Here is a 16,530-nt window from a genome sequence, read left to right on the forward strand (position 1 = left end):
ATCTACTGCTTTTTTCTTAAATTCTATATCGTAAGTTACTCTAATTTTACCCATAGAAAAAATCCCCTCCATAGTAAACAGATTAATGTGCTTTCTTTTTACTGTCTACTATAAGGGGATCATATCAATACGAAGGTAGCTTTCTTCTTCGAAAAGGATTTACATCCTTATTTTTCTGTTACAGTTTTTAATTCCTCTAACAGCTCTTCTACGTAGTGCTGTGCACTTTGTGCTGCAATACTGCCATCGCCAGTTGCTGTTACAATTTGACGAAGCATTTTTTCGCGAATATCACCAGCTGCGAAAATACCAGGAACTTTCGTTTCCATACGTTCATTTGTTTCAATATAACCATTTTCATTTGTAATGCCAAGCTCAGTAAATGGTTTTGATAATGGTAACATTCCGATATAGATAAAAGCACCGTCTGCTTTAAATTCTTGTTCTTCACCAGTGTTAACATCTACAAGTGTTACACTACCTACTTTACCATTCTCTTCGTTAATTTCTTTTACAGTATGATTCCAAATGAAGTCCACTTTCTCATTTTGGAAAGCACGGTCTTGAAGAATTTTCTGTGCGCGAAGAGCATCACGACGGTGAACGATTGTTACTTTTGATGCGAAACGTGTTAAATACACACCTTCTTCAACAGCAGAATCTCCGCCGCCAATAACAACAAGTTCTTTCCCTTTAAAGAAAGCGCCGTCACATACCGCGCAATATGATACACCACGGCCGCCAAGTTCTTTTTCACCTGGTACACCGATCTTTTTATACTCTGCACCACTTGCAACGATAATTGCGCGTGTTTTGTATTCTTTTTTACCAGCTACAACTGTTTTGTATTCTTTGCCATCGATGACTTCTTTCACATCACCATATGCATATTCAGCACCGAATTTTTTCGCATGCTCGAACATTTTATTTGATAAATCGGGTCCTAAAATAGATTCATAACCTGGATAGTTTTCTACATCTTCTGTGTTTGCCATTTGTCCGCCTGGAATACCACGTTCAAGCATAAGCGTGCTTAAATTTGCACGAGACGTATACACTGCAGCTGTCATCCCAGCTGGCCCAGCACCAATAATAATGACATCATAAATTTTTTCTTCTGACACACTATTCACTCCTATTCATTCCTACCATAACTTACCCTCATTATACTGTTAGCATCTGTTTTTTCCCAATGATTTGCCTACGCGTGAGTACGCTTTACTACTTGCACATATTTTCTCACAGTTGCCACAGATACATTATATATATTTCCAAGTTCGGCCTGTGTCATTTTATTTCTCTGTTCTCCGCGCACAATATACTCGATTGCCGCAGACCAACCAAACACGTTTGTAAATACCGTCCCAGATGTATATAGGCGTATAAAAGTACAAAACCAAAAATGTAAGCACTCTTCAATCAATTCATCTTCTTTATTTGTATAGTTATATAAGGCATCCGCAATCCGAATACATTGTTCAAACGGTTGTAACTCGCTCGGAATACTCTTATGACTGCTCATTAAAAAGAAATATTTTGCCAGTTGCGAAACAATTGGCACACGATTTTTCGCCTGCGTCACATCAAAGAAAAAGCCAATCTTCTCAGGTGTTGTTAATTCATTCATTAAATACAGTGCTAACATTTGCTCTTCTAACGTTGTACTTTGCTGGAAGGATTTCCTCAGCTCTTCAAACAAAACATTCTGTCCTTCATCAGCTAAATGCAGGGCATTCCACGGCTCTTTCCCTTTTTTATCAGGGTGTAATTCTACAACAGATTGCCACATCTTTTCCGCTGTCTGTTGATCTTTTATCATATAAGCAGAGTATGCAAACCAATAGTAAAAGCTGACATCTCCTTCATAACCTTGACGCTTTAATAACCTTAACCATTTATATGCCGATGCAAAGTGACCAATTGTCGCGAATGTTGTTCCTAGCTTTAATCGATGCTCAAATGACATTGGATATACGGATTCTAGTTGCTTCGCTAACGCTTCTACTTGCTTATGCTCTCCAATTGAATATAGAAAAATAAGCGTATTACATAACGCATGCATATTACCAGGATTTTTCTCTAAAATCATCTCTGTTAACTTTAATGCTTTATCTACATTTCCTAACTGAAAATGAGCAATTGCTAAATTATTATAACCCGACCAAAATTCCGGATAATCTTTCGTAACAACTTCAAGTGTAGCAATTGCTTCTTCTAATTGTCCGTTGCGAATATAACGGTTCGCTTGTTCCTGCATGACAATTAACTCATCTTCATCTTCAAACTCTTCCGCATCCATTGATTCTTCTTCCATAATTTCAAGCAATTCTAACGTCTCTTCCACAAATTCCTTCTCTGTAGCTATCTCTAAATATTGCTCCGCATACTTCTTCGCCTGCTGAAACAAGCCAAGATATGCGTAATTATTTGCTACAAAATAATAGCACTGTTCAATATTAGAATTTGAACGAATCAGTTTCAAGAAAATTTGATTTGATTCTTGATACTCACCGACTTCCGATAATACCGTAGCTAATTGACATAAAATAAACGGCTCTTTCTCACTTTGTGCCGCTCTTCGAAAATATTTAATCGCATCTTGTAATTTATGATTGCGATAAGACTTCATCCCTTTTTTATAAAAGAAATCAGCTAATTGATTAAAAGAGATAACTTGTCCGTTCTCCTTAAATATTCTTTGATTTTTCCCCATATATCCTCCAGTTTTTTGTTTTCTTCGTTCATACCTTCTTCTATTTATAAGTATAAACGATTCCGTAAAAAACAAAACAGTATATTATAATCAATTATTTCCTTTTTATTCATAAAAAGAGAAGGGAAATGTTACATTTTTAACATTGACTTTCTCCTCTCTGCCATCTCTTCCTTCGTATAAATGATACGCATTGGATTTCCACCTACAAAAGCACCGCTTGGTACATCACGGTGAACAAGCGTACCTGCTGAAACAATAGCACCGTCCCCAATCTTCACACCTGGCAATACAGTGGAATTTGCTCCAATCATCACTTCATTCCCTATGATTACTTCTCCAAGACGATATTCCGTAATTAAATATTCGTGAGCTAAAATCGTTGTATTGTAGCCAATTATTGAATTTGCTCCAACTGTAATCTTTTCTGGAAACATAGTATCAGGCATAGCCATAAGTGCAAATGATGTTTGCTCTCCGACTTTCATCCGTAAAAACGTGCGATACAACCAGTTCTTCACGGATAAAAATGGCGTATAGCGTGCAATTTGAATAACAATAAAATTTTTCATTACCTTAAAGAAGGATACTGTTTTATACACATTCCATAATGAATTTGCTCCTGAAACAGGGTAGCGCGTTGTCCGTCGCACTTTGCTCTCTCCCCTTATCTACTATTCAGACAAAATGGATAATAAATCACTCATTCTATCTAGTACATAATCCGGCTTATACGATTCTAAATACTCTCTACCTTTAATCGTCCATGCCACTGCCGCTGTTTTCGTACCTGCGTTTTGTCCGCCTACTATATCATGATGGTTATCACCAACCATTAATGTTTCTTCCGGTTTTGCATCCAATAGTTTCAATGCTTTTTGAATAGGTTCTGGATGTGGTTTCACGTGTTCTACATCATCAATTGTTACAACAACATCAAAGAACTCCTTTAATTTTGAAAGCTTTAAACCCATTTCTACTGTTTGTCTCGCCTTCGTGGTCACAATTCCAATTTTATAACCTTGTTTCTTTAATTCCTGAACGGTTTCATAGACAGTTTCATATTCTTCCACTAGTTCATCATGATGGTCATGATTAAACTGACGATAGCACTGAATCATCTCATCTACCTTGCCCTCATCCATTGAACGAAACGTCTCATGCAAAGATGGACCGATAAATGGCAATATATCTTCGCGCTTATACTGATCTGGATAGTACTTATTTAACGTGTGTAAAAAAGAAGAAATAATAAGTTCATTTGTATTTATTAATGTTCCATCTAAATCAAATAACACTGTATTTATTTTCATATGCTCGATCCTTTCACTGCCTGAATATGAAAGAAGCAGCATCTCATATAAGATGCTACTTTTCTCTAGTTTTCTGAATATCTTTTATCAGCTTGCCCCATTATACGTCTCACAATAATGAAAATGATAGAAATAACAACAAGCCCGATGGACATCACTTGCGCAATGCGAAGCGGTCCTAACATTAAGCTATCCGTACGTAAGCCTTCCACAAAGAAACGTCCAACTGAATACCAAATTAAATACGTAAAGAATAATTCACCACGGCGTAAATTCGCTTTGCGTAATAACAATAATAGAATTACACCTGCAAAATTCCATAATGATTCATATAAGAACGTTGGATGATAATATACACCATCAATATACATTTGATTCACAATAAACTCTGGTAAATGTAAGCCTTCTAAAAACTGTCTTGTTACTTCACCGCCGTGAGCCTCTTGGTTCATAAAGTTCCCCCATCGGCCAATTGCTTGTCCAAGAAGAATACTTGGTGCTGCAATATCAGCCAGCTTCCAGAAGGAAATACCGCGTTTTTTCGCAAAGAAAATCCCCGTAATCACCGCTCCGATTAAACCACCATGAATCGCCAATCCACCTTGACGAATATTAATAATTTGCCTTGGGTCTTGTACATAATATTCCCACTCAAAAATAACATAGTATGCGCGTGCGCAAATAATCGCGATTGGTACCGCAATTAAAACAAGATCGACAAAAGTATCTTTTGGAATACCTAATCGTTCACCCTCGCGCGTAGCTAGCCAAAGTCCAAGCAAAACACCTGTCCCAATAATAATCCCATACCAATAGACTGGGAACGGCCCAAGTTGAATCGCTACACGATCTAGCTGTGGTACAGAACCTAACAGCATATGTATGACCTCTCTCTCCTAATTTATTCTTGATTTCCTAGTTCAATCGCACTCATTAAGCGCTCAGAAAATTGTTGTGCTGCATTGACTCCCATTCGTTTTAATCTGAAGTTCATTGCTGCTACTTCAATAATAACAGCCAAGTTTCGGCCAGGACGAACTGGAAGTGTAATCTTCGTAAGTTCTGTATCTATAATTTTCATTTTCTCTTCATCAAGACCTAGACGATCATAGTTTTTCTTTTGATCCCAAATCTCAAGATTAATCACAAGTGTAATACGCTTGTAGTTTCGCACAGCCCCTGCACCAAATAACGTCATGACGTTAATGATACCTAGACCACGAATTTCTAGTAAATGCTCAATTAAATCTGGCGAGCTTCCTACTAACGTATCTTCATCTTCTTGACGAATTTCTACGCTATCATCCGCAACTAAGCGGTGACCGCGTTTAACAAGTTCAAGTGCTGTTTCACTTTTCCCGACGCCACTTTGACCTGTAATTAAAACACCAACGCCGTAAATATCTACTAATACACCGTGAACGGCAGTTGTTGGTGCTAACTTACCTTCCAAATAATTTGTTAAACGACTTGATAGTCTTGTCGTCGTTTGGGAAGAGCGTAAAAGAGGCACACCAAACTCACGTGATGCTTGCAATAATTCTCCAGGTACATCTTGACTACGCGTTACGATAATACACGGCGTTTCTTCTGTACAAAGAGCTGTCATTCTTTCTTGCTTTTGCTCAGTTGTTAATGTATCAAAAAAAGTAAGCTCCGTTTTTCCAAGAAGCTGTACGCGATCTGCTGGATAATATGTAAAGAATCCTGCCATTTCAATTCCAGGTCGCGATAAATCACTTGTATCAATTGGACGATGAATTCCTTCCTCACCACTTACTAATTCCAATTGAAATTGCTCAATTAAATCTTTTGTCCTTACTTTCGGCATATGTAAACCTCCACTCCGCTGCGGGTTCATTCTCATTTGATTTAAAATTCCATTCTAACCGATATTGTACCATTTTTTTCTGAAAACAAGAAATATGGTTTCTACTAAATAGAAAAAAACATTTCATGAGATTCATGAAATGTTTTTCTTTTTGTCATTTTTCTATTTTTTCTCAGATAATGGCTCGACAATTACTTTATCAATCAGCATATTTAAAATAGAAATACAAATTGCCGCAAGAATTGCTACACCAAATCCTGATATGTTAAAAGCATCACCTAACAAAGAATCTGTCATCTCTAATGTAATTGCATTAATTACAATTAGGAAGAAACCAAATGTTAAAACAGTAATCGGTAACGTAATTAAAATTAATAACGGTTTTACAAATACATTTAAAATCGACAAAATAACGCTCGCGATAATCGCGGTTTGTATGTTTTCTATGTAAAATGCGTCTGGTGCAATTCCCTTTAGAAGACCTGATACAACAATTAATACGACGCTATTCACAAGAAGTGATAGAATCCATCTCATTTTCTTACACATCCTTTTGATATATATACTTAATCATACGCTAATGGATAGCAAACGCCAAGTAACCATAAAAAAAAGCGAGGGAAAACCTTTCTTTTTTTTTGGGAAGAGAGCATCCACCCATGCATAGGAGGTTCGCCCCATGCCATGTGAAAACAGAGGGAGGAAATGAGTAGGAGTCTCCTTTTGGCTTCGTAGCCGTGATTTGTATGCTGAAAATCGAAATGAGTTTATATAACAACTTATTCCAGCCCTTATACTTGTATACCTGTCACGCTAAATCCTCTCCCAAACAAAAACAAGGAGCTAGCCAATTGGCTTAGCTCCCTACCTCAACCTCATTCATCTTCTCTTTCATACGAGCCGTATCACGCTCTAAAATCTCTTTTAAATACTTTCCTGTATAGGAACGCTCTTCTTTTACAACTTGCTCCGGCGTACCTGACGCAATGATTTGACCACCTTTGTCTCCGCCTTCTGGACCAAGGTCAACAATGTAATCTGCTGTCTTAATTACATCTAGGTTATGCTCGATAACAAGCACAGTTTCCCCACTTTCAACAAGGCGCTGTAATACTTCTAGAAGTCGTGCAATATCATGTGCATGTAAGCCGGTTGTCGGCTCATCTAAAATATATAACGTACGACCTGTAGAACGGCGATGTAATTCAGATGCAAGTTTCACACGCTGCGCTTCACCACCCGATAATGTAGTAGCCGGCTGCCCTAATTTCATATAGCCTAGCCCTACATCTACAAGCGTCTGCAACTTCCGTTTAATTTTCGGGATGTTGGCAAAGAATTCTACCCCATCTTCAATCGTCATTCCTAGTACTTCAGAAATGTTCTTATCTTTATATTTCACTTCTAACGTTTCACGATTATAACGTTTTCCATGACATACTTCACATGGAACATATACATCCGGTAAGAAATGCATTTCAATTTTAATAATCCCATCACCGCGGCAAGCCTCACAACGGCCACCTTTCACGTTAAAACTAAAACGTCCCTTTTGATACCCACGTACTTTTGCTTCATTCGTTTGCGCAAACACATCACGGATATCATCGAAAACGCCTGTGTATGTTGCTGGATTCGAGCGCGGTGTACGTCCGATTGGTGATTGATCAATATCAATAACTTTATCTAAATGCTCAAGGCCTTTAATTTCCTTATGAGCTCCTGGCTTACTTTTCGCTTTATATAATTTCTGTGCTAACGATTTATATAGAACTTCATTGATCATCGTACTTTTTCCTGATCCAGATACGCCGGTTACTGCTACAAATGTCCCAAGCGGGAATGACATCTTCGCATTTTTTAAGTTATTTTCTTTTGCACCAATAATCTCGACCTTACGCCCATCCCCTTTACGTCTCTCAAGTGGGACCGGAATAAATTTCTTACCGCTTAAATATTGCCCTGTTAATGAATTATCATCATTCATCACTTCATCTGGCGAGCCAGATGACACAACTTGCCCACCATGAATTCCTGCGCCAGGGCCAATATCAAGTAAATAATCGGCCGCCATCATTGTATCTTCATCATGTTCAACAACGATTAGCGTATTTCCTAAATCACGCATTTCCTGTAGTGTACGAATCAGGCGATCATTGTCACGCTGATGTAAACCGATAGAAGGTTCATCAAGAATATACAATACGCCAGTTAAACGAGAACCAATTTGCGTTGCAAGACGAATACGCTGTGCTTCCCCACCTGATAATGTTCCTGCTGCACGGCTTAATGTTAAATAATCAAGTCCAACGTTAATTAAGAAACTTACGCGCTCTTTAATTTCACGTAAAATTAAACGAGCAATCTTTTCTTGTTTTTCTGTCAGTTCAATGCCCTCGAAGAAATCATAAACTTCTTGAACAGAGTACTTCGTTACATCCGCAATCGTTTTTCCGCCAACAAAAACAGCTAAGCTTTCTGGCTTCAAGCGGCCGCCCTTACATTTCGGACACGCCTGCTCCGCCATATACTTCTCCATTTGTTCACGAATGTAATCAGAACTTGTTTCACGGTAGCGACGTTCAATATTTGGAATAACTCCTTCAAATAAAATATCACTTTCTTTCACTTGTCCAAAGTCATTCACATAACGGAAATAAACCTTCTCTTCTCCACTTCCGTACAACACTTTATCAAATAACTCTTTCGGTATATCCTTCACAGGCATATCCATATCAATACCGTAATGATTACACACAGATTGCAGCAATTGCGGATAATATTGCGAACTAGTCGGTTCCCAAGGGGCAATCGCATGCCCATTTAACGATAAATCCCAATTTGGAATTACAAGTTCTAAATCTACCTCTAATTTTGAGCCAAGCCCATCACAAGACGGACACGCACCAAATGGGCTATTGAAAGAGAACATACGAGGTTCTAATTCACCGATCGAAAAACCACAATGCGGGCAAGCATGATGCTCACTAAATAAAAGTTCCTCTTCTCCAATCACATCGATTAATACACGACCTCCACCTAGTTTCAATGCACTTTCAAGAGAATCTGCAAGGCGGCTTGCAACCCCTTCTTTCACAACGATACGGTCAATTACGACTTCAATAGAATGCTTCTTGTTTTTATCTAACGTAATTTCTTCAGACACATCAAGCATTTCTCCATCAACACGAACGCGAACATAACCTTGTTTCTTTATATCCTCTAATACTTTCACGTGTGCACCTTTACGACCTGATACAATCGGTGCTAACACTTGTAATTTCGTGCGCTCTGGATATTCCAAAACACGGTCTACCATTTGTTCTACCGTTTGTGATGTAATTTCAATCCCGTGGTTCGGACAGATTGGTGTCCCAATACGCGCAAATAATAGGCGTAAATAATCATAAATCTCTGTCACCGTTCCGACTGTTGAACGCGGGTTACGACTCGTCGTTTTTTGATCAATTGAAATTGCTGGTGATAACCCTTCAATTGTATCCACATCCGGTTTATCCATTTGCCCTAAAAATTGGCGCGCATACGCGGATAAAGACTCCACGTATCTGCGCTGCCCTTCGGCATAAATCGTATCAAATGCTAATGATGATTTCCCTGAACCAGACAGACCTGTCACAACAACGAGCTGATTTCTCGGAATGGTTACATCAATATTTTTCAAGTTATGCGCCCTCGCACCTTTTACAACGATAAAATCTTTGCTCACTATTTTCACCCTTCCGCTTTTAATTCTAGCAGTAAATCTCTCAGCTCAGCTGCACGCTCGAAGTCTAGTACCTTTGCCGCTTCCTTCATTTCTGCTTCCATCTTCGCGATTGTTTTTTCTCGTTCTTTCTTCGTCATTTTCTTAGCCGGCCCAGCTTCATACACTTCTGTTTCTTCTGCAGCTGTTGTTGCACGAATCACGTCACGTACTTCTTTTTGAATTGTTTTCGGTGTAATGCCATGTTCCTCGTTGTAAGCTTCTTGCTTTTGACGACGGCGTTTCGTCTCTTCAATTGCAATTCCCATCGATCTCGTTATGCGATCTGCGTACATGATTACATGACCGTGTTCATTACGCGCGGCACGACCAATTGTCTGAATCAATGATCGCTCTGAACGTAGGAACCCTTCTTTGTCCGCATCTAAAATCGCTACGAGTGATACTTCTGGAATATCAAGCCCTTCTCGCAACAAGTTAATACCAATAAGCACATCAAATTTACCAAGGCGAAGATCTCGAATAATTTCAATCCGCTCTAGCGTTTTAATTTCAGAATGTAAGTAGTTTACTTTAATACCAACATCTTTTAAATAATCTGTTAAATCCTCTGACATTTTCTTTGTTAATGTCGTAATCAATACACGCTCATTTTTCGCAATGCGGTCATGGATTTCTCCTAATAAATCATCTATTTGCCCTTCAATTGGTCTTACATCAATTTGCGGATCTAAAAGCCCCGTTGGACGGATAATTTGCTCCACAACTTCCGGTGTAAGCTCTAGTTCATATGGACCCGGTGTTGCTGATACATACACAACTTGATTCGTTTTCTCTTCAAACTCTTCAAACATAAGCGGTCTATTATCCATCGCTGACGGCAAGCGAAATCCATGGTCAACAAGCACTTGTTTACGCGCTTGGTCCCCATTATACATCGCTCTTACTTGTGGCACTGTTACATGCGACTCATCCATAACAATTAGGAAATCTTTAGGGAAATAATCTATTAATGTATATGGTGTTGAACCAGCTGGACGGAGCGTCAAATGACGGGAGTAGTTTTCAATCCCCGAACAAAATCCCATCTCTCGCATCATTTCTAAATCGTAACGAGTTCGCTGCTCAATACGCTGGGCTTCTAACAATTTACCGTTATCATTTAATTCTTTTAAACGTTCTTCTAATTCTTTTTCAATATTTTCAATGGCAACTTTCATTTTTTCTTCACGTGTAACGAAGTGAGATGCCGGAAAGATTGCTACATGTTCACGTTCTGCTAATACTTCACCTGTTAAGGCATTCACTTCACGGATACGATCAATCTCATCGCCAAAAAACTCAATCCGAATACAATGTTCATCAAGCGATGCTGGGAAAATCTCAACTACATCTCCGCGCACTCGAAATGTTCCGCGTTTAAAATCAATATCATTACGACCGTACTGCACATCAACAAGTTCACGAAGCAATTGATTACGGTCCTTTTCCATACCAACGCGCAAAGAAACCACAAGTTCACGGTATTCTTCTGGCGAACCTAAGCCGTAAATACAAGAAACACTTGCTACAATAATGACATCATCTCGTTCAAATAAAGCTGATGTCGCTGAGTGACGTAATTTATCAATCTCATCATTGATTTGTGCATCTTTTTCAATAAACGTATCGGTTTGTGGTACATACGCTTCCGGTTGATAATAATCGTAATAACTCACAAAATACTCAACAGCATTGTTCGGAAAGAAATCTTTGAGTTCACTATACAGTTGTCCTGCTAATGTTTTATTATGAGCCATTACAAGCGTTGGCTTCTTCACTTCTTTAATAACATTCGAAATCGTAAATGTCTTTCCCGTTCCTGTCGCTCCAAGCAACACTTGATGTTTCTTACCATTATTAATCCCCGCTACCAGCTGCTGTATCGCTCTTGGCTGATCACCTTGCGGGGAATATTCTGAGACAATCTCAAATTGATGTTCCAAACAAAACCGACCTCCTCGTAAAAAATCTGTATTCTCATTTTACCACGAATGCCCATGAAAAAACCAAGAAAACGAACAGATATTCGGTAAAGTTTTCGACAATATAAAGTGAAACTTCCATCAGTAGGGGTTTTCTTCATCTCCACTGATGGTTAATAAATCTGTCTTTTACGGGCAGTTGTTCCTCGTTTCTCTCTGAATCTTGAGATCGGAGGCTTACTGCCCATTAATGCGGGATAAACATAGCAAAAGGAAGGTTTCTTCTTTTTATAAGCCCCTTCCTTTTTTAATCCCATTTATTTTGCCGATATACGTAACAGGTCATATCCATTATGACCTGTTTCTTTCACACAATCATGTAGCGTATACCTTATATCTTCACGAGTATCTTTCATTATCTTTTTACAAGTATCGGAGTAAATCCCTTTATCTTTACCAGCAAATTTATCATAAGAATTATCTACCTTATAGCTGATTTCTCTCCCAACATATTCTAGGGTTTGAAAGATTGGATCTCCTTCATGTGTATAATTCACAATGCATATTTTATCCGCTCTACCTTTTTCAACATTCATGAAGAACTTCTCGAATTTATGTAAATTAGAAATTTTATGTCCTTTTGCAATCACATCATTATTCTCATCAATTTTACCGCCCGATTGTGAACATGCTACTAAGCTTCCAATACAAAATAGAAAACTCAATAAGGCAATTCCTTTTCTCATATTAAATCCTCTCCAGCTTGTTTTGGCTTTATACTATCATTCAACACGAGATTAACTAGAAGAACAATATTAATAGGTAGAATTTTCTAAAAAATAAATATTTACAAAAATATTATTTTACTTTAGAATACAAACTACAAAGATTCGACACGATACGACAAAACGGGAATATTTTTCAGAATATTATAACAACTAAGGAGTGAGGGATCTATATGAATCTATTTCGGAAAAAATCCATTTCAGCATTATTAGCACAGGCAGAACAAAAAGGGGCATCTTTAAAGAAAGAACTCGGTGCATTTGATCTCACAATGCTCGGGGTCGGCGCCATTATTGGAACAGGCATTTTCGTTCTTACTGGTGTTGCCGCAGCAGAACACGCAGGACCAGCACTTATTCTATCGTTTATTTTATCCGGTTTAGCCTGTGTATTTGCAGCACTATGTTATTCTGAATTCGCATCAACTGTACCGGTATCTGGTAGTGCATACACTTATAGCTATGCAACATTTGGAGAATTAATCGCCTGGATTTTAGGGTGGGATTTAATTTTAGAATACGGCTTAGCTTCCTCAGCTGTTGCCTCTGGTTGGTCAGGATATTTCCAAGGATTATTAAGTGGATTCGGGATTACATTACCTACCGCTTTAACAAGCGCATATAATCCTGAAGCTGGAACATACGTAGACTTACCGGCAATCTGTATTATCTTTCTAATGACATTGTTGTTAACAAGAGGAGCAAAAAAATCAGCTCGCTTTAATGCGATCATGGTAGCTATCAAACTCTTTGTTGTCTTACTATTTATCGGTGTTGGCGCTTTCTATGTCAAACCTGAAAACTGGACACCATTTATGCCGTTCGGCTTCTCTGGCGTAACAACTGGAGCTGCAACTGTATTCTTTGCTTACATCGGATTTGACGCTGTATCAACAGCTGCTGAAGAAGTGAAAAACCCACAGCGTAACATGCCAATCGGCATTATTGCTTCTTTAACAATCTGTACAATTTTATATATCGTTGTTTCATTAATTTTAACTGGAATTGTGCCTTACGATCAGTTAGGTGTTAAAAACCCTGTTGCATTTGCACTACAATACATCCAACAAGATTGGATCGCAGGTTTCATTTCTTTAGGAGCAATTACTGGAATTACAACTGTATTACTCGTTATGTTATATGGACAAACACGTTTATTTTACGCAATTAGCCGCGATGGCTTACTACCAAAAGTACTTTCTCGTGTGAACAAGAAAACAAAAACACCTGTTATCAATAGTTGGATTACTGCAACTATGGTTGCTTTCTTTGCTGGTTTCATTCCTTTAAACAAACTAGCAGAATTAACAAATATCGGTACACTATTCGCATTCATCGTTGTATCCATTGGGGTAATCATCTTACGCAAAAAACAACCAGAACTACCACGTGCTTTTAAAGTACCATTAGTACCATGGATTCCTGCTTTAGCTGTTCTATTCTGTGGATATCTAGCATTGCAGCTCCCAGCAACAACATGGATTGGCTTTGCAGTATGGCTTGTAATTGGACTTGTTGTCTACTTCAGTTACGGTTACAAAAATAGTACGCTACAAAATAAACAAAAAGAAGACGTTGCATAATGAAAAAGCTGTTGTCCCATTAGGACAGCAGCTTTTTTTCTTTTTTTGGAAAAAACACATATGAAAATGTAATTACCGTATCAACTAAAAATACAATTCCCCAAACTTGACTCACACGGCTGGCTGCCTCATTTAACACAATTCCTTTTTCAAGCCAATTTCCCCACTGTTCAATCGGCACGAATCCATACATAAAGAAAAAGACAATATGAACAACGATAAACAAAACGAGATGTAAACTCCATTCTCCAATCTCCTGCTTTGTGTAAGCCCAGCCTGTTAGCTCTAGTGGTTCTTCTATATGTGTAAGTGGTTCATTCCGCCACCTTGCAACGAGTTTCTGTACACGTATATCTAATTTCTTTAAATCTTTTTTCCCATAAAAGAGTGCATATAGCAATATCACTAATGTAATGATTTGAAAGTTAGAAAACTTACCAGTTTCATAATAATCCATGACACCTAAAGCTAAAATAAAGACTTCATTGAGAAGTAACACAATGCCAGCAATGAAACTAGCCTTCCGTAATCGAAATCCGTAACGAAGTAAAAAGAAACCAATTGCTGATATCCAAAACACAATTTCTGCACCAATTAAGAAATGCCAACGATACTCTGCAAGTATACTCATTTTCCGCGCTCCTTCTCATCATATATACGAAAAGCCTCATCCATATACACTAGAAGCTCCTCTTCAATTGGATACATATTCATCTTCTGCGAGTCTTCTTTTGACTTTCGTACTTCCCATAATTTATCTAGAAATGCTTCATCCCCATTTGCCATCTCCAAACACTTAGCCATTAGCTTTTTTATAGTTTCTTGCACGGCATCATGAGATGCATCCTTCCCTTCTTTCATAAAGCTGCGTAACTGTTTTAACACATCTACCCATTCTTGAACATTCTCATCCTCCTCGCTCATATTTGGCAAATTGCGAAGAAGTTTTTGCTCACCCTCTGAAAACACTTGCTTTTGAAATATTTCACGTATACGAGGAGACTGCCTCGAAAGTTGAATAAGTTCGAACATAATTCTCCAATCTAACTCTCCCTCTAACTCAGCCGAATACACAACAGCTTGTAAAATCCGTTCCATCCGATTAAACTTTTTCTGCTCTTCTTGTACAAACTCAAGCTGTTTTTCCAATGATTCTCTTAAGCTAAATTCATCTGTCATTAGTATATTCATAATCTCTTTTAACGAGAAACTCATTTCTTTTAAAAATAAAATTTGTTGCAAACGAATGACGTCCCCTTCACTATATAAACGGTGTCCACCTTCTGTTTTCCCGCTTGGTTTCAATAAATCAATTTGATCATAATAACGAAGTGTTCTTACCGTAACTTCTGTTTCCTTTGTAAGTTCTTGAATCGAGATCATTTCCATCACCCTTTCCTCTTTCATTATAAAAGATGACGTAACGTAACTTTCAAGTGTTTTTGTAAAAAAATTCAAAAAAGAGACATATTCACTATGTCTCTTTTGGTTACCTTACATAAAGCCTAACGCATATACGAGAATATACCCAAGAACAGAAAGGCAAACAGATCCTACCAATCCAGCTACAAATGCTCTACTTCCTAATTTACGGAATGTCGTAAATTCTACATTTAAACCAAGTCCCGCCATTGCCATCGCAATGAGCATATAAGCAAGGATTACGATATAGCCTGCTACCACTTCCGGTATAACACCTAATGAATGAAATGCACTCATTGCCAAGAACCCTAAGATAAACCACGGAATCGGAATATCACGCCAAGAGCCTTTTTGCCCATTTCCCTCACTACGCTTAAACCATAAGCCAATTAAAATCGCTACTGGTACAAGCATGGCAACACGCGTTAATTTTACAATAACCGCAATATCAACAGACGCGCTTCCACCTGGCGCCGCAGCAGCGATGACATGTGCAATCTCATGCAGCGTCGCTCCAGAAAATACACCGTAACCATACGGGGATAATCCAAGAACTGGGTATAATAAAGTATAAATCAACGTAAAAATTGTACCTAAAATAGCAATAATCGCTGCACCGACCGCTGTTTCATCGTCCTTCGCTTTCACTTGCGGTGCAATTGCCACGACCGCGGCCGCGCCGCAAATTGCCGTCCCGCATGCTGTTAAAATCCCAAGTGTTTTATCTACTTTAAAAACACGTGTTAATGCGTATACAACAACAAGTGTAAAAGCAATGACAATCGCTGCAATAACTAGCACCTTTGGCCCAGCCTTTGCAATATCAACAAGATTTAATCGCATACCTAGCAAAATAATTCCGAAGCGAAGTAACTTCTTACTCGCAAAATTCGTTCCCGCTATCGCTTCGCTTGGAACACCAATTGTAGCTCTCCAAATCATTCCAATTAGAATAGCGATAACTAATTGGCCCATAATATTTAAAAATGGAAGCTCCGCTAAATATTTCGCGCTAATCGCAATCAACAATGTAATCCCAATCCCCTGTGAAAAACCGAGACGCTTCTTCTTTTGTATAACAAGTGTTTGTTCCACTTTGGATCACTCCAATAATCGTATTAAAACATGCATGTTTCTTATACTTCCATTATAAAAGCATTCCAATAATAAGTTTAATACCAATATTCAATCTCAA

General features: G+C 38.3%; 14 protein-coding genes. 1 reads left to right on the plus strand and 13 read right to left on the minus strand.

Annotation, left to right across the window (positions count from 1 at the left end):
• Window positions 1-167: 167 nt before the first annotated feature.
• The 10 genes from trxB to ORL93_RS17255 all read right to left on the minus strand — a co-directional run bounded on the left by trxB (window position 168) and on the right by ORL93_RS17255 (window position 12,291).
• Window positions 168-1,124, minus strand: coding sequence for a thioredoxin-disulfide reductase (trxB, locus tag ORL93_RS17210; RefSeq protein WP_018781296.1), 957 nt, complete (start codon window positions 1,122-1,124; stop codon window positions 168-170).
• Window positions 1,125-1,201: 77 nt separating this feature from the next.
• Window positions 1,202-2,713, minus strand: coding sequence for a tetratricopeptide repeat protein (locus ORL93_RS17215; protein ID WP_003201874.1), 1,512 nt, complete (start codon window positions 2,711-2,713; stop codon window positions 1,202-1,204).
• Between the two features lie 131 nt (window positions 2,714-2,844).
• Window positions 2,845-3,366, minus strand: a complete 522-nt coding sequence (locus tag ORL93_RS17220) for an acyltransferase (RefSeq protein ID WP_003201873.1) — start codon at window positions 3,364-3,366, stop codon at window positions 2,845-2,847.
• Window positions 3,367-3,387: 21 nt separating this feature from the next.
• A complete protein-coding gene (ppaX, locus tag ORL93_RS17225; RefSeq protein ID WP_003201871.1) occupies window positions 3,388-4,026 on the minus strand; it encodes a pyrophosphatase PpaX in 639 nt (212 codons plus the stop codon).
• 65 nt (window positions 4,027-4,091) lie between these two features.
• Entirely contained in the window at window positions 4,092-4,904 is an 813-nt protein-coding gene (lgt, locus tag ORL93_RS17230) for a prolipoprotein diacylglyceryl transferase (protein WP_003201869.1), read from the minus strand.
• 23 nt (window positions 4,905-4,927) lie between these two features.
• A complete protein-coding gene (gene hprK / locus ORL93_RS17235; protein ID WP_016112515.1) occupies window positions 4,928-5,857 on the minus strand; it encodes an HPr(Ser) kinase/phosphatase in 930 nt (309 codons plus the stop codon).
• A gap of 162 nt (window positions 5,858-6,019) precedes the next feature.
• On the minus strand, window positions 6,020-6,394 hold the full coding sequence (locus ORL93_RS17240; protein WP_018765105.1) for a phage holin family protein: 375 nt from the start codon (window positions 6,392-6,394) through the stop codon (window positions 6,020-6,022).
• Window positions 6,395-6,713: 319 nt separating this feature from the next.
• Complete coding sequence (gene uvrA / locus ORL93_RS17245; RefSeq protein WP_006096545.1) at window positions 6,714-9,584, minus strand: excinuclease ABC subunit UvrA; 2,871 nt, start codon at window positions 9,582-9,584, stop codon at window positions 6,714-6,716.
• Window positions 9,585-9,589: 5 nt separating this feature from the next.
• Window positions 9,590-11,566, minus strand: a complete 1,977-nt coding sequence (gene uvrB / locus ORL93_RS17250) for an excinuclease ABC subunit B (RefSeq protein ID WP_265959302.1) — start codon at window positions 11,564-11,566, stop codon at window positions 9,590-9,592.
• A 296-nt stretch (window positions 11,567-11,862) separates the two neighbouring features.
• Entirely contained in the window at window positions 11,863-12,291 is a 429-nt protein-coding gene (locus ORL93_RS17255; protein ID WP_265959303.1) for a DUF4362 domain-containing protein, read from the minus strand.
• A gap of 212 nt (window positions 12,292-12,503) precedes the next feature.
• Between ORL93_RS17255 and bcaP the strand changes: the two genes are divergently transcribed.
• A complete protein-coding gene (gene bcaP / locus ORL93_RS17260; protein ID WP_018781292.1) occupies window positions 12,504-13,913 on the plus strand; it encodes a branched-chain amino acid transporter BcaP in 1,410 nt (469 codons plus the stop codon).
• Between the two features lie 19 nt (window positions 13,914-13,932).
• Here the strand turns inward: bcaP and ORL93_RS17265 are convergent, their stop codons facing one another.
• The 3 genes from ORL93_RS17265 to ORL93_RS17275 all read right to left on the minus strand — a co-directional run bounded on the left by ORL93_RS17265 (window position 13,933) and on the right by ORL93_RS17275 (window position 16,430).
• Window positions 13,933-14,544, minus strand: coding sequence for a hypothetical protein (locus ORL93_RS17265; RefSeq protein WP_265959304.1), 612 nt, complete (start codon window positions 14,542-14,544; stop codon window positions 13,933-13,935).
• On the minus strand, window positions 14,541-15,302 hold the full coding sequence (locus tag ORL93_RS17270) for a MerR family transcriptional regulator (RefSeq protein WP_265959305.1): 762 nt from the start codon (window positions 15,300-15,302) through the stop codon (window positions 14,541-14,543). The genes ORL93_RS17265 and ORL93_RS17270 overlap by 4 nt, the downstream gene beginning before the upstream one ends.
• A 105-nt stretch (window positions 15,303-15,407) precedes the next feature.
• Window positions 15,408-16,430 (minus strand): YeiH family protein, encoded by a 1,023-nt coding sequence (locus tag ORL93_RS17275; RefSeq protein ID WP_003201850.1) that lies wholly within the window; start codon window positions 16,428-16,430, stop codon window positions 15,408-15,410.
• Window positions 16,431-16,530: the final 100 nt, after the last annotated feature.

The organism is Bacillus sp. DHT2 (assembly GCF_026241455.1).
Taxonomy (GTDB): Bacteria; Bacillota; Bacilli; order Bacillales; family Bacillaceae_G; genus Bacillus_A; species Bacillus_A pseudomycoides.

Bases quoted from the DNA above. Each gene is read 5' to 3' on its own strand.
- ORL93_RS17215 (WP_003201874.1), bottom strand. From the start codon at position 2,713: ATGGGGAAAAATCAAAGAATATTTAAGGAGAACGGACAAGTTATCTCT.
- ORL93_RS17265 (WP_265959304.1), bottom strand. From the start codon at position 14,544: ATGAGTATACTTGCAGAGTATCGTTGGCATTTCTTAATTGGTGCAGAA.
- ORL93_RS17255 (WP_265959303.1), bottom strand. From the start codon at position 12,291: ATGAGAAAAGGAATTGCCTTATTGAGTTTTCTATTTTGTATTGGAAGC.
- bcaP (WP_018781292.1), top strand. From the start codon at position 12,504: ATGAATCTATTTCGGAAAAAATCCATTTCAGCATTATTAGCACAGGCA.
- hprK (WP_016112515.1), bottom strand. From the start codon at position 5,857: ATGCCGAAAGTAAGGACAAAAGATTTAATTGAGCAATTTCAATTGGAA.
- ppaX (WP_003201871.1), bottom strand. From the start codon at position 4,026: ATGAAAATAAATACAGTGTTATTTGATTTAGATGGAACATTAATAAAT.
- lgt (WP_003201869.1), bottom strand. From the start codon at position 4,904: ATGCTGTTAGGTTCTGTACCACAGCTAGATCGTGTAGCGATTCAACTT.
- ORL93_RS17270 (WP_265959305.1), bottom strand. From the start codon at position 15,302: ATGGAAATGATCTCGATTCAAGAACTTACAAAGGAAACAGAAGTTACG.
- ORL93_RS17240 (WP_018765105.1), bottom strand. From the start codon at position 6,394: ATGAGATGGATTCTATCACTTCTTGTGAATAGCGTCGTATTAATTGTT.